Consider the following 14,220-nt stretch of genomic DNA (forward strand, 5'->3'; position numbering starts at 1 on the left):
TTTAGCTATACGGTATATACCAAGGAAAAACAAAATGGATTGGATAAGTATTTTTATTTATGACACTACATGGGCTTTTGCGGCAGAAATAGTTATACGTACCACCATTATGTTTTGCTTGATTATTTTGTTATTACGAAGTACAGGCAAGCGCGGTATCCGCCAACTTTCAATTTTCGAATTAACTATAATTTTGGCACTTGGTTCTATTGCTGGTGATCCAATGTTTACAGAGGATCTGCCACTTATCCAAGCGGTGCTCATCATGAGCCTTGTCCTTTTTCTCTATAGACTTTTTACGTGGTTCAGCACAAAACATAAGCTTTTTGAGCTGTTATTAGAAGGCAAACCTACTTATATCGTAGAAAATGGCATGTTAATAATGGAAGATGTCAAGAAAGGTAAAATGTCGCACGATGAGTTCTTTGCTGAAATGCGCCAACAAGGCGTGCGTCACCTAGGACAAGTGGAAGTAGGATTGCTCGAAACAGATGGTGAGTTTAGTGTATTGTTATTTCCACACGAGGACACACAGTATGGACTACCCATTTTTCCTAAAGAGTTTCAGGCTACGAAAACCTTAAAGGATGGTCAGCTCTATGCTTGTATGCATTGCGGTTATGTCGAATGTATTTCAGCGCCAAATGAAGAATGCAATCGTTGCCATCATTCAAGAAGATGGGCTAAAGCTTTAAATAATAAGATTGTAAATTAGTCAGTATGGCGGTTTACCACCTCAATAATGCTCTTACAAATAAGACTATTGATGCTGCGTAGCTTTTGCTCAGGCACGCCTTGACAGATGCTGCGAAAATCATAAAGCTCATCTTTATAACCAATGCAATAAAAAAACGTTCCGACAGGCTTCTCCTCCGTTTCAGAGCCTCCAGGCTTTAATAAACCTGTACAAGCGACATGCAAGTCGGCATCAAACATTGTCTTAGACTTATTAACCAGTTCTTTTGTTACCTCTAGTGACTCAGGCGTACACTCAGCAATTAATTGGCTTGATATATTTAACACGTTCTTTTTTATCGCAACGTCGTAACATACCAAGCCACCCATTAATATGTCGCCTGAATAAGGACTCATAGAAAAGCGATGCGCTAGATAGCCCGCGGTCGCACTTTCAATAAAAACTATGGTTAATTGCTTATCTGCCAACAACTTTGCACAGCTATTAGTCACAACGCCCTCCATATCAACATTAGAACAATCAAGGCTATTACAGTCCTTTCCTATTAAAAACTCAATTCATATCGTGATGAATTTGCGTAACAGTCTTTTTTAATTAGGTTTGCACTAGCAAAGGTAGAATAGGTAATAGTTTAGGTTCTGTAATCTGATTAGATTAGAGTATACCCAAGAGAACCAATGAAACCGAATCTTTCTATCCAACGTCATTTGTCATAACGCCCGTTACGTTTTTCAGCATAAATCACTTAGACATAGCGATTAACTGTATGTCATTATTCATCTTGAAATCAATCTCTTATTCTAATTAATAAATAGTCGGCAGAAAAACTGACGCATTTTAGGGTTTTATTATGAAAAAACTATCAACATTGAAGAAACCTCTTGTAATGGCACTGAGTGTCGCAAGCTTTAGCATTGCCTCTGTTTCAGCCAGTCAAGCAGCCCCTGCTGTGAATGAGGTAACGGCAGCGTCACAGAGTAAGATTAGCCTAGAGCAAGCGCTGGTCCTTGCTAATAAAGCGGTAAAAGGCGATATCATCAGTGCAGACTTTGATCAAGAATATCGTAACGCAAATAGCCATTACGATATCAACATCGTTACCAACAATAATGAACAAGAAGTCAGCGTGAATGCCAATACAGGCAAGGTCACGAAAGGGGACACAGAGCGTTTAGACAAAGAAGACTTGGCAGAATATAAGGCTATGAAACAATCAAAAGTAAGTTTGTCTCAAGCCATAAAAAAAGCAAACCAAACGCTGAAAGGGAAAGTACTGGAAGTAGGATTCGATATGGATTTTGGCAAGCCTGTCTACAAAGTTGAAATTGGTAAAGGCAATCAGATTCATAAAGTTGTTGTCGACAGCATGACTGGTAAGATTACGCGCAGTCAGGTAAGCGACGTTGATCGTGATGATTAATTACTGATACCTTGTATTGCATATAGCCTCAAATATTAAAAAGCCCTAAGCTACTTTCTCAAGTGGCTTGGGGCTTTTTAATGGCCACTCTGATTTAATAGCAAGTCTAAATAAACAATTGTTGGTATCTAGTGTGGGTTCATATTTGTGGATTGTTGGCCGTTTTTTGTTTGTATGGTAAGAGATAGTTTTACTCGTTTACGAGTCACTTATCACATTAATGATGATAGTTACTTGCTAGTAAACGTTACTATATTAGTCACATTGTCAGTACAGCTACTATAGTCACTGCACTACACAAGAGTTGTATTTTGGATATATATCATAAAATAATTTAGATAAGCCATTTTATACGACAAGTCAGATGAAGATTATTTTAAGAACTAGCTTATTGGCTTAGCGGATTGTTCAATATTGAACTACCCCAAATGTATCGGAGGCAAAACTACTCGGGTCGATTCCTTATATGTATACCCCAAGATAACCAATCAGGCGCTTTCACTGCTCCGGTACCCTAGTGAGGACTTGAACCTTAGGCTGTGAGATATTGCTATTAGTACTCTAAATCTATTTAGATAAAATCAGTGTACATAGCAATGTAACTTTCAAAATGTAAGGTTGAGTATACAAACCGGGACGAATAATAATTATTCAAGATTATCTTTTACTTTGAAAGGTTCTGAGAATTGTAGAATTAAGAAATTAACAACTGATAATATAATCGCTATCTCATAACGTCCATAAGCAACAGAGATGCCGATAGCAGCGGTATTCCATAAACTTGCAGCTGTCGCAGTGCCTTTTACCGTATTATCACCTTTAAAAATAGCCCCACCACCGATAAAGCCCATGCCCGTAATAATTGCGTACATGATTCTCGCTTCGGGTTCTGCTGCACCTCCATGATAGATATCGACAGCCACTAGCATGAAAGCACAGGATGCAATACTGACTAATGGGAAAGTTCTGAGTCCTGCACCCTTATCTTTCATCTCACGATTAAGCGCAATCGGTAGGGAAAGCACGAAGGCAATTGCTAATTGAATTAGGTGATATACCATTAATTTTAAGTTTAAATCAAATTCAAACATGGTTTATTGCACTCTTTAAAAGAAGGTTAAATGAACAGGGGTGATTATCGTTATTTTTAATGCGTCGAAGATGACTTATTACTGCGTAATTTACCAATCATGGTGACAATAGCCACGACAATAACACCGACGGCTAAACCTACCAACGCATTTAAGAGCATGGTTGTCACACTTCCAAATATGCCAGTTAGGTGCGCTAAGTCTTCCACTTCATGATGCAAAAAACTGATCCCGTGCACTAAGATACCGCCGCCCACTAGAAACATAGCTAATGTCCCAGCAATCGATAGAAACTTCATCAGCTTTGGTGCCGCAGACAATAAAATCCCACCTATTTTCTGCTTTGCACCGTTCGTCTGTTTCATTAGGTAAAGACCTAAATCATCCATTTTAACGATACCCGCTACTAAGCCATAAACGCCTACTGTAATGCCAATAGCAATAATAGACAGCATCACGCTCTTCTCTAAAAGCGTCGCTCCAACTGCTGAGCCGAGTGCAATTACGATAATTTCAGCCGATAGAATAAAGTCGGTGCGCACCGCACCTTTGATTTTGTCCTTTTCAAAAGCAACCAAATCAATCGTCTCATCAGCATTGGCACGTAGACGGGCTATTTGTTCTTCATCGTGAGGTAAGATATGTGGCCAGAACTTATGAATGATTTTTTCAGCACCCTCATAAGCCAAATAGACACCTCCGCACATCAATAAAAACGTGACTAATGGCGGGTAGATGGCACTAATCAGCAACGCTAACGGCACTAATATAAGCTTGTTAACGAATGAGCCTTTGGCAACGGCCCAAACTACTGGCAGCTCACGGTCTGCTTTAACACCTGAAACTTGCTCTGCATTAAGGGCTAGATCATCGCCCAATACACCCGCCGTTTTTTTAACGGCAACCTTGGTCATAAGTGACACATCATCTAATATCACACTGATGTCATCAAGCAAGGTTAATAAACTGGCTCCTGCCATGTGTGCTCCTTTGCGTCTATTTATATAAATTAATTGATAGGTTTTTTATTAAAGTCTTTCTAATGTTTTTTGGTGTCACCGACAATCTTATCCATCAAAGCAAATAACAGGCCTGACAGTACAAACGTCATATGGATAATCACTTTCCACATCAATCTATCAGCATCACCTTCGCTCATCTCTTTAGGTATATCCATAAATGATTTAAGAAGATCAATCGCAGAAATGGCAACGATGGCACCAATCACTTTGAGTTTTAGCCCAGAGAAATTGATTTTCCCCATCCATTCAGGGCGGTCCTCATGATCTCCGGTATCAATTTTTGAGACAAAAATCTCATAACCACTAAATATGATGATAAGCAATAAACTTGCGACTAATGACATGTCGATAAGCGCCAACGTACCAACGATGACATCGGCTTCAGATGCACTGAACACATGAGTCGTCATATGCCACAGCTCTTGAAAAAACTTAATAAATAATAAAATGATACCGAGCACCAATCCCAAATAGAACGGTGCTAGCAGCCAACGACTATTAAATATGGTTTTTTCTAATCTTTGTTCAGCTTTCTTCAGCATTTGTGTCTCTTGTTGTGGGTAATATAAATGTTTAAATATGATGTCTATTATTAGGTAATAAAAAGCAATGCATGTTAATAACAGGTTATACCAATTATTTGGTATAACCTGTTATTAACGATATTCTAAGATAATAATTTTTTGCTTTACATTCTCTACACTCTAAGCAGTGAGTTTTGCCTGTTGCTTACGATGTTTCAGTGAAGCAAGCAGTGCCCAACCAATAAAGGCAATACCGATCAGTCCCGTAATAAGCTCTGGCACATGGAATTTCACCGATAACAACATGATGATGGCTAAAGCGCCGATGGCATAATGCGCGCCGTGTTCAAGATAGACAAACTCATCAAGCGTGCCTTTATCAACTAAGAAGATAGTCATCGAACGCACAAACATCGCACCGATTGCAAGACCCAGCATAATCACGATAACGTCATTGGTAATCGCAAATGCGCCAATCACGCCATCGAAACTGAATGAAGCATCAAGGACTTCTAAGTATAAGAAACCGATAATACCGCCTTTCATAATGGCGCTAGTTGCAGCACCAGTACTATTACCTTGAGCGTCTAGTTCTTCTTCAAGATCACCTTCAAGCATACCAGAAACCACTTGTACGCCAAGGTATACCAAGATACCCCAAATACCCGCAATCAATACCGCTGCTGACTGCTCAGGGTTAGCAAATGATACCGCAATCATCAACACGATAAGCGCCACAAACACGCTCATGGCATCGACTTTACCCAGTTTTGCCAAGCGGCTCTCGAGCCAATCAAACCAATGTACTTCTTTATCATCAAAGATAAAGTTCAAGAACACCAATAGTAAGAAGATACCACCAAAGGCTGAGATTTCAGCATGGTGTGCCATTAGTCTTGCCGAGTATTCTTTAGGATCGTTCAATGCCAAATCTATAACTTGCATCATACCAAGATCAGCGGTAACCGCGACGATGACAATAGGGAATACCAAACGCATACCGAAGACGGCGATTAAAATACCGACGGTTAAAAATATCTTTTTCCAAAACTCATCCCAGCCTTTAAGAACTGAGGCATTGACCACCGCATTATCGAATGATAATGAGATTTCCATGACGGCCAAAATCGCGGTAATAGATAAGGTTGCGATCAAACCACCCATCCCGCCATGTGAATATCCCCACCATGCCGCGATCGCTAATGCAATGGCGGTAAAGATGAAGTCTAAATAAAAATGTCTCATGACACATCCTGTCTGGTTGCGTAAAGCTAAGTGTATCTACTAAAAGTATGAGGCATAAAAAAAGTGGCTATCGTGAGCCACTTCCCTATGTGATTTTTAATAGAATATAAAGTATTTTTTTAAAATATTCTATGCAGAATTGTCACTGTATTTTTTATGCTTTGGCGATTAAAAACACCTTATATTTTAATAATAATTCTAAGTATAAGATACTGATCAAATAGAGTTATGCTGCGTAGTTTAGCTTCTGTATTAGCATTACTTAGAAAAATGCGAATTCCACTCACAAATAAAATTTTGCTATTTTGGGTATACCCTAGCGATACCAGTAAAACAAACCATAATTTGAGCTAATGAGTTACCTAGAATGAACAATGTTAACAGGACTATTAATTATCTTAAATGGTTGCCTTTTGGCTACTAGCCCATGTTATGTCTAATAATGATAGAAACTATGCCACCGCTGGCCCCTCTAGTTGTTTTAGGCCAATCGTTCTCAGTCTTCCTTGGTCATCAACTTCTTTAATGACCAACAACCATTCCTCATTAATCGCAACCGTATCGCCTGCTACGGGTGCCATCTTTAAGCTATCCTTAATGTATTCAGCAACCGTTTGTTCCCACATATTTTTCGTGTTCAGGGTATCTTCTAGAGATTCGAATTTCATCCTATCGGTAAAGAAAGGCACATCTTTAAGTTTGACACTCGGCGATAGCATCCAATCGCCATAAAAATCATCGATGGCTCTACGGTCTAACGTCGTGTCATTAAAAACATTCGCAATCTGATCGGCATAATCGCCACTCATGGCATACCAAACGCTATCGCCAAATTTGAGCTTAGTCTCTTCATTAATTGCCAAGATTTGCTGACCACGCACTAAGGCAAAAACATGGATTCCTTCAGGGCTGATTCGCGCAGATATATCCCTCGGATGACGACCAATTGCAAACGCACCTAACTTTACTTCAAATTCATACAACGTAATGCTTGCTCTATCTGACACCCACACTTCATGCTCTTCTTTTGGGCCCTTATTGTTAGGAATACGCACCTTAAACAGATTGGCCATAAAAGGAATGGTCGTCCCTTGTAATACTAATGATAAAACTACCACACCAAAAGCAATATCAAATAGCATAAAGGCATTATCTACCCCTGCAATCACTGGCAACATGGCAAGGGTGATGGGTACCGCACCGCGTAAGCCAACCCAAGAGATAAAGCCGATCTCTTTGTTTTTAAATTTAAACGGTAAAACACTGGTATAGACTGCAATAGGACGAGCCACTAAAATCATAAAGGCAGCAATGGCCACTGAATAAGGCCAAACTTCAAGAACGTTCGATGGCGTGACCAATAGGCCCAATACCACGAATAACACCGCTTGCGACAACCACGCAAAGCTGTCCATCACGCGCATGACATGCTCAGTTGAGCGTACCTTATGGTTGCCAATCATAATACCAGCGATAAAGACCGCGAGAAACCCACTACCGCCCAGTAAGTTAGTGGCAGAAAACACTGCTAAACCCGCCGACATTATTAAAATGGCATACATACCTTCTGCCAAATGTATCTTGGGTAATAATCGAGATAGGAAATAACCAAAGAACAAGCCCATTCCTAAACCAAAACTAAGCTGTTGTAATAGTAGGCCTAAGAAGCCTAGCGCTGTCTGTCCGGCAGGATCAACATTTAAAGCAATTAATCCTGTGACTAACAAAATCGCTAAAGGGTCGTTGGCGCCAGACTCAAGCTCCAAAGTTGCTTGGACGCGGTCGTTAAGCTTAACACCGCCATTACGCAGCAGTGAAAATACCGCTGCCGCATCGGTAGAGCCAACGATTGCCGCTAGCAATAGCCCAAAGCGCCAATCGACATCCAGCAGCCATGTGACGAATACACCCAGTATCATGACTGTCGCAAGTACGCCCCAAGTGGCCAGTGTGATGGCTGGTTTTAAGCCAACTCGGAATGATTTAACAGAGGTGCGCAACCCACCATCTAACAAAATACAGGCTAGGGCTGCTTGTCCGACAAAATTGGCTATCGCATATTGAGAAAATTCAATACCCAAGATACCTTCTTCACCAGCGAGCATCCCGACGACTAAAAACAATAGCAAAAGTGGAACACCCAAACGCGCCGATAACGTACTTGCCATGATACTGGCGAAAATTAATACTGCTCCTACGAGATACACGATATTTAAGGTATCCATGTTTCATTAAGCCCTATTTTATAATACTAAGCTGTTTTAACCAGAACGGGAGTAACATTTACCCATTGCTTTCAACGGTTAATTATTGTTTTAACATACTCCTTAAGAATAACTGAGCTATGCTTGTATGTTGGTAAATATCTTATTATATTTTCGCTAAATGAGTCATATTATGAAAAAAGAGACACTGACAGGACTGTCTATTATTACATTTGCAGCATTTTATATTTGGATTCAAAATGGCAGTAACCCATCTGATAAAAAAAGAAACACTGAACTCGAACAAGCTCAAAAAACATCAAAGATTGCATTGCTAACGAAGTGCCAGAAAGCAGTACAGCCCATGCTTAAAGGTTTTAAATCTATGGACATTAAACGAAAAAACACAGACTACAGACGATTAAATAATGGTAACTTTGAAGTCATAACACATTACTACGCTGAAGATAGCTTGGATGCGGCCCCGCTCATTATCGTCGACTGCTTATTCGATAAAGATGGCAGTTTATTAGAAACAGGGCAGGTTAAATAACTTCCAGTATAGCTATGGAGCTGTAGTAGATAAGACTTTAAATAACACACCTTTTTCTAAAATTTTTTAAGCTGCTCATGATGCTGGCCATTTGCTCAGCCAGTTTTTTAATATCAGATTGAGTAGTCATTGCTTATTCTCCTGTTATTGAATTATAAGCAGTTGCACAATTTTTAGGAAAAGCTTTTCAATCTGGAATTAAATTACTGGTTCAGTTGGGGTATACCCGAGCGGAACCGGCTAACTCACCCTTCAAACCCATTGATAGACCATTTAAAATGGACTAAAGCAGTAAAACCACTTCAAGCGTACTATTATTAGCATATTTTTAATAAAAAAAAGCCAACCATAAGAGGGTGGCTTATTAGCGTTTGAATCACTCGAATTCATTATTACACATTAAAGCCTATGTGCTTCCCTGTTGGCAGCTCAACATCGATACGAAGCTTACCACCCATAGCTTCAACATATTTTTTCATGGTCGATATTTTAAGATCATTGCCGCGATTTTCTATAGCAGACAATGAAGGCTGTTTAATACCCATGGTTTGAGCCAGCTCTTTTTGAGAGATCTCTAACTCTTCACGGATACGAGACAGCTGGTTTTCTAAAAGCAGTTGCTCTGCCAGTTGTTTAATACGCGCTTGGCTATCCAAAGAGCGCTCAGCTAACATCTCTTGTAATGTCTTAGTCATGTTATGGATCTCCTAAAGTTCTGAGGTGACACTCATACTGTTGGTCTGCAGTGGCTAGCATTTCTTTATAAAAACGCTTTCTATTACCCTTATCACCAATACAAAGCACAATCGCTTGCCGCTTTGGGTCAAAGGCAAAAAAGGCTCTGAGTGGCTTGCCTCTGTGCTGAATACGCAACTCTTTCATGTTGGTAAACTTTGAATCATACACCGTATCTACTAAAGGGCGACCCAAGCTTGGACCTTGCTGTTCTAAAACCACCAAAGCTGCCAGTACTTTTTCTTGCGTTGATTCGTCTTGCTGATCAAACCATTGGTTGAACAGCTCTGTTGTGATGACAGTCCACATATAAAAACCAATATATAGATTATAGTCTATATTATACAGCTAATCGAGACAGTCTGCAATTATAGTGAGCAGCTCTTAACAGCCTATGCTTAGTGGCGACCATATTTTCTATCGTTAACCTATACCCAAAACATAAAACCTCTAAACGATAATTTAGCTATCATTTGACTTATATTAGTAATTAAACGATAGTAATATCTTGCTATTATCAATGAACATTAATTATTGAGTCTAAGTAATAGAGGTAGCGTTATGACCGTTCGTATTTATGTGAGAGCAAGCACTAAGGATCAAGACGCTAAGAGAGCCTTGTCTGACTTGATTAACTTTAGCCAAAGCTATGATGATAACCATGTGGAGTACGTTGAACATTTCAGTGGTACGAAACTTGATAGACCCGCACTTACTCTATTACTCAGTGACGCTGAAGAAGGCGATATTCTGCTGGTTGAAAGCGTGGATAGATTAAGCCGATTATCTCAAGATGATTTTTCGATTCTAAAGCAGCGTATTAAAGATAAGGGCTTACGATTGGTGGTGGCTGATCTACCAACCACACATACGATGAGTGACGGTATGACAGGTGAGATCCTAAAAGTGATTAACGATATGCTGATCGATTTATTAGCGACCATGGCAAAGCTTGATAATGACAAGCGTAGAGAGCGCATTAAACAAGGATTGGCCAACAGTGGCTATAAACCCACTGGTAAGAAAGCCAATACAGTGAAACACAATCGTATTAGAGCATTGGCCAGTCAAAACAATATGACAAAAGAAGAGATCGCTAAGGCGGTTGGTGTTGGCGTAGCTACCGTTTATCGTGTCTTAAAGCAGGTTAATAGCTGAGGTGTTTTAAATATCGACTCAACGTGATCTTTGGGCTTTATCTAAAGGCATCACAACGTCATATAAAAATCGATTTAATGCAATAATGCTTCATTATAATCATTATATTGCATTCATAATTGTTTTTACGCAAAATGGCTTATCTATAATCGCTTGAGCCACTCATAATGAATACCCCTACCTCAGACCCTATTGGCGCAGCATGGCTTATCCGTCATGCAAGCATCGAGCTGGTTTCCCCTTTATATGTCAGCAGCAGTATCGGTGGGCGCAGACAAACCTATAAAGACGGTGACGTCATTCATAACGCTTATCAGGAAACCGCGCGTCCACTGGACACAATCATTGCGCACTTACAATTTCACATGCGTCATGAAGTACTGAGTTTAGAGTTACTGACTCGTCTGTTTGAGCAGATAGGGGCTGATGATGTACAAGCATGGGTAAACGCTGAGCCCACAGGCAGCTATGCCCGTAGAATGGCTTTCTTGTATGAATGGCTCATGGGTCAGCAGTTAGCAGTACCGAGTAATTTAGGCGGTAACTATGTGGACGCTTTAGATGCTAAGAAGCAGGTTACTTCAAGCCCTGCGCATGTCATCAAGAATGCTCGTTGGCGTATCAATGACAATCTAGCAGGAACCCGTCATTTCTGTCCGATACTGGTGAAAACAGAGGCCTTTACGCAAGCAGCTGCACTCGATATTGCCATGATGGTTGACAAACTTAACGATGAATTTGGGCAAGACTTACTGATGCGTGCCTCCGTATGGATGACATTACGAGAGAGTAAAGCCAGCTTTACCATAGAAGGTGAAGGGAAAGAGTTAAAACGTATTGAACGTTTCGCCGATGTAATGGCACGGCGCACAGGCAAGGGCGATATTCCGCTTGATCCTGAGTCGCTAGCAGAGTTGCAACAAGAGATATTGGGTAGTAAAACTATTATTCAGCAGTACGGCATCCGTCAATCACCAGTTTTTGTGTCGCATACTCAGGTCAATGGCTTTAAAGAGATTGTGCACTATATCGCGCCACCTGCTGATGACATTGCTGAAAAGCTCAAAGGGTTACAGGCATTTATGGAAAAGACCGAGGGGCAATCGGCACTGATACGTAGTGCGGTTGCTTCCTTTGCTTTTGTATATATTCATCCGCTGGCGGATGGCAATGGCCGTGTACATCGCTTCTTAATTAATGACGTCCTCAGGCGAGACCAGGTCATTCATGAGCCGATTATCCTACCTATATCACAAGCCATTGCTGAGCATCCCTCAGACCGTCATGCCTATGATAAAATTTTAGACCGTGTATCCGTGCCACTTATGGAGCAAATCCGTGATCATTACAGCTTTAATAAACAGGTGATTACTTACCCTGATGGTATTCGCTCAAACTTAAATTTTGAAAACACTCACCTTATTCAACCGGCATGGCGCTTTATGGACTTAACGCCTCACGTTCAGTACTTATCAGGATTGATTGCTCATGTTATTGAAAAAGAGATGCATAACGAGTCGCAGTACCTAAGAAAGCATGACCATGCACGACTGGCGATAAAAGAGATTGTTGAGATGCCCAACAGCTATGCCGATAGAATCATTCGCAGCATGCTACAAAATAAGGGTGTTAAAAGTAATAAGCTACTGAAGGATTATCCGTTTTTGGCAAATAATGAGGTTTGGGACGATATTTTCTCTGTCGTTGTAGAAACTTTTAAAGATGAAGCAGATGGTTTGAATAGTTAGAACAAACCCTGCTATACGCAGGAAAGTCTGCCTTGATAATCAAGCTCAAGCTAGTATCAGTATCATCGTTGCAATAATGATTCGTTTATAAAAGATTCGGCTAACATACCGTAGCCTAAAGCGTAATTAGTATTTTTCTTGAGCCTATTTAATTTAATGAAATACTGATAGGAGGCTATTTTGATTTGACAAGCATGAATATATATAATTAAAATAATTTTGAGTATTTGAGTATTTGAGTATTTGAGTATTTGAGTATTTGAGTATTTGAGTATTTGAGTATTTGAGTATTTGAGTATTTGAGTATTTGAGTATTTACCTTAGTACAAGCAATACATTGCATCTGACGGTTAAGTCCATCCTCATAGTCCTTTTTAACAATAGCAGCGAGCATATCAAGCATAATCGAATTAATGGTCTGTAATATGCTGATCATAAATTCAATGCTACTCTCAGATTGAGGCGTCATACAAGAGATCGGCAGCTCTTTTGATACGATAGAGAGCTTTTTTTCTGATAGCATTCTTTTGAGCGTATCCCAATCAGCTTGGTTCAAACGCGCCAAGCGATCAATCTGCTCAACCAAGATAACATCGGCCTTATGAGCATCTTCAATCAGCTGCATAAGCGTGGGTCGCACCAAGGTAGCGCCTGATTCGTTTTAGACATAGAAGGCAGCAATTTTGTGGCCATGATCGTTGGCAAATGCTATGAGTTCGCTTTTGGCACGTTTAGCATCTTGTTCTTTGGTAGACGCTCGTAGATACGCTCTGATAAACATAAACACCTAAAATAGTCTGTTATAAGTGGTTCCATTATACCAGTCTGTTTTAAGTGGTCTGTTAATAGGTTTGAAGGCCGAAATAACTGGTTCCCTTGGGGTATACTTTTAAGAACTGACTAAGATTTATCATTTTTTAGCAGTTGCTCCGCTATTCTTTCTTCCCATTCAGTTTTAGAAAGACGACCTGTATTTTGCATCTTTATATCTTTTAAAACCTTATGATGAGCATCAAGGTGGTTAATCATATTGATAATATTATTTTGCTGACGCTTTGTTTCAGCGAGCTTTTGGGTAATAACACTCAATTGTTTATCAACATCAATCGTGCCATCGTAATAATCATTCAGGAATTCTTTAAATTCATTCAGATTAAACCCGATGGCTTGCGCACTCTTAATCATTTCAATACGCTCAACACATTCTGGATGAAATTCAGTGTACAGTCTTGAGCCTGCTTGGCATTTGCGAGATTTCAATAATCCCATTTCATAGTAATGGCGAACCGTATCTTTGGTGGTGTTAGCTTGCGCTGCTAACGCCCCTATTAATAAAAAAGATGAGTGTGACGGCATAGCATAACCTCCCAAAAATGAACTTCATTTAGCTTTTACTCTTATGACCTATGTAGAAGCACTATAGATAAATTATTCAGCTAACATTACTTCTAGCTTGGGTTTAATAATAAGTGACACAATAACTGAAAACACGATGCCGATCGGTAAGGCTGCCAGTAAAGTGGTAGCCCAAACAGCAGCAAGAGAGTTCCAATCAGAGAAACCATTGGTGTTAATGGTAGTAATCACTGCCATAATGGATTCCATTGTCACTGCCATACATAAGCCAAAAATAACGTTCATTTTAACTTTTGAGATATTGGGCAATATTGCCGCTAAAGCTTTATGAATCAGCATGGCAATAATGCCACCAATGGGTGCAATGAAAACCACGCATAGCGCAAAAGAGCTTATCCAAGACGCTAAAAACCTCTCATTAAACTCTATACTTTTCCAGGTCATGACAAAAGTGAGTGTGCCACCAA

Annotated in this window: 15 protein-coding genes and 1 pseudogene; 5 read left to right on the forward strand and 11 right to left on the reverse strand. The window is 39.9% G+C overall.

Annotated elements, in window-relative coordinates:
• The first annotated feature begins 34 nt into the window (after positions 1-34).
• Positions 35-715, forward strand: coding sequence for a DUF421 domain-containing protein (locus PCRYO_RS12745; protein WP_041753800.1), 681 nt, complete (start codon positions 35-37; stop codon positions 713-715).
• Here the strand turns inward: PCRYO_RS12745 and PCRYO_RS12750 are convergent.
• The gene (locus tag PCRYO_RS12750; protein WP_105575660.1) at positions 712-1,188 is read right to left on the reverse strand and encodes a CinA family protein; all 477 of its coding nucleotides are present in this window, start codon (positions 1,186-1,188) and stop codon (positions 712-714) included. The two genes, PCRYO_RS12745 and PCRYO_RS12750, sit on opposite strands and share 4 nt — an antisense overlap.
• Before the next feature lie 359 nt (positions 1,189-1,547).
• Here PCRYO_RS12750 and PCRYO_RS12755 point away from each other — a divergent pair, with 359 nt between their 5' ends.
• Positions 1,548-2,117: a PepSY domain-containing protein gene (locus tag PCRYO_RS12755; protein WP_011512356.1), complete on the forward strand. Its 570-nt coding sequence runs from the start codon at positions 1,548-1,550 to the stop codon at positions 2,115-2,117.
• 647 nt (positions 2,118-2,764) lie between these two features.
• Here the strand turns inward: PCRYO_RS12755 and PCRYO_RS12760 are convergent.
• The 5 genes from PCRYO_RS12760 to PCRYO_RS12780 form a co-directional block, all read right to left on the reverse strand.
• Positions 2,765-3,208, reverse strand: a complete 444-nt coding sequence (locus tag PCRYO_RS12760; RefSeq protein WP_011512367.1) for an MgtC/SapB family protein — start codon at positions 3,206-3,208, stop codon at positions 2,765-2,767.
• Positions 3,209-3,264: 56 nt separating this feature from the next.
• On the reverse strand, positions 3,265-4,188 hold the full coding sequence (locus PCRYO_RS12765; RefSeq protein WP_011512373.1) for a DUF808 domain-containing protein: 924 nt from the start codon (positions 4,186-4,188) through the stop codon (positions 3,265-3,267).
• Positions 4,189-4,247: 59 nt separating this feature from the next.
• Positions 4,248-4,772 carry a TIGR00645 family protein gene (locus PCRYO_RS12770; protein ID WP_011512374.1) on the reverse strand — a complete coding sequence of 175 codons (525 nt, stop codon included), beginning with the start codon at positions 4,770-4,772 and terminating at the stop codon, positions 4,248-4,250.
• 162 nt (positions 4,773-4,934) lie between these two features.
• Positions 4,935-5,999, reverse strand: a complete 1,065-nt coding sequence (locus PCRYO_RS12775; protein ID WP_011512375.1) for a DUF475 domain-containing protein — start codon at positions 5,997-5,999, stop codon at positions 4,935-4,937.
• Positions 6,000-6,451: 452 nt separating this feature from the next.
• A complete protein-coding gene (locus PCRYO_RS12780) occupies positions 6,452-8,224 on the reverse strand; it encodes a potassium/proton antiporter (protein WP_011512376.1) in 1,773 nt (590 codons plus the stop codon).
• A gap of 172 nt (positions 8,225-8,396) precedes the next feature.
• On the opposite strand from PCRYO_RS12780, the gene PCRYO_RS12785 reads away from it, so the two are divergent.
• A complete protein-coding gene (locus PCRYO_RS12785) occupies positions 8,397-8,756 on the forward strand; it encodes a hypothetical protein (RefSeq protein ID WP_041753786.1) in 360 nt (119 codons plus the stop codon).
• Positions 8,757-9,148: 392 nt separating this feature from the next.
• Here PCRYO_RS12785 and PCRYO_RS12790 read toward each other — a convergent pair whose 3' ends face one another.
• Complete coding sequence (locus tag PCRYO_RS12790; RefSeq protein ID WP_011512377.1) at positions 9,149-9,451, reverse strand: helix-turn-helix domain-containing protein; 303 nt, start codon at positions 9,449-9,451, stop codon at positions 9,149-9,151.
• A 1-nt stretch (position 9,452) separates the two neighbouring features.
• Complete coding sequence (locus PCRYO_RS12795; protein ID WP_011512335.1) at positions 9,453-9,800, reverse strand: type II toxin-antitoxin system RelE/ParE family toxin; 348 nt, start codon at positions 9,798-9,800, stop codon at positions 9,453-9,455.
• Positions 9,801-10,052: 252 nt separating this feature from the next.
• Here PCRYO_RS12795 and PCRYO_RS12800 point away from each other — a divergent pair, with 252 nt between their 5' ends.
• Together PCRYO_RS12800 and PCRYO_RS12805 are read left to right on the forward strand one after the other, a co-directional pair.
• Positions 10,053-10,649, forward strand: a complete 597-nt coding sequence (locus tag PCRYO_RS12800) for a recombinase family protein (RefSeq protein WP_011512336.1) — start codon at positions 10,053-10,055, stop codon at positions 10,647-10,649.
• 167 nt (positions 10,650-10,816) lie between these two features.
• Complete coding sequence (locus PCRYO_RS12805) at positions 10,817-12,397, forward strand: Fic family protein (RefSeq protein WP_011512337.1); 1,581 nt, start codon at positions 10,817-10,819, stop codon at positions 12,395-12,397.
• Positions 12,398-12,716: 319 nt separating this feature from the next.
• Here PCRYO_RS12805 and PCRYO_RS12810 read toward each other — a convergent pair.
• From PCRYO_RS12810 to PCRYO_RS12820, 3 genes and pseudogenes are all read right to left on the reverse strand, one after another.
• Positions 12,717-13,178: pseudogene (locus PCRYO_RS12810) on the reverse strand (recombinase family protein); the annotation flags it as partial.
• A 119-nt stretch (positions 13,179-13,297) separates the two neighbouring features.
• Positions 13,298-13,753, reverse strand: coding sequence for a MerR family transcriptional regulator (locus PCRYO_RS12815; protein ID WP_011512339.1), 456 nt, complete (start codon positions 13,751-13,753; stop codon positions 13,298-13,300).
• 72 nt (positions 13,754-13,825) lie between these two features.
• Positions 13,826-14,197, reverse strand: a complete 372-nt coding sequence (locus PCRYO_RS12820) for a hypothetical protein (protein WP_226939312.1) — start codon at positions 14,195-14,197, stop codon at positions 13,826-13,828.
• Positions 14,198-14,220: the final 23 nt, after the last annotated feature.

This window comes from Psychrobacter cryohalolentis K5, assembly GCF_000013905.1.
Classification (GTDB): Bacteria; Pseudomonadota; Gammaproteobacteria; order Pseudomonadales; family Moraxellaceae; genus Psychrobacter; species Psychrobacter cryohalolentis.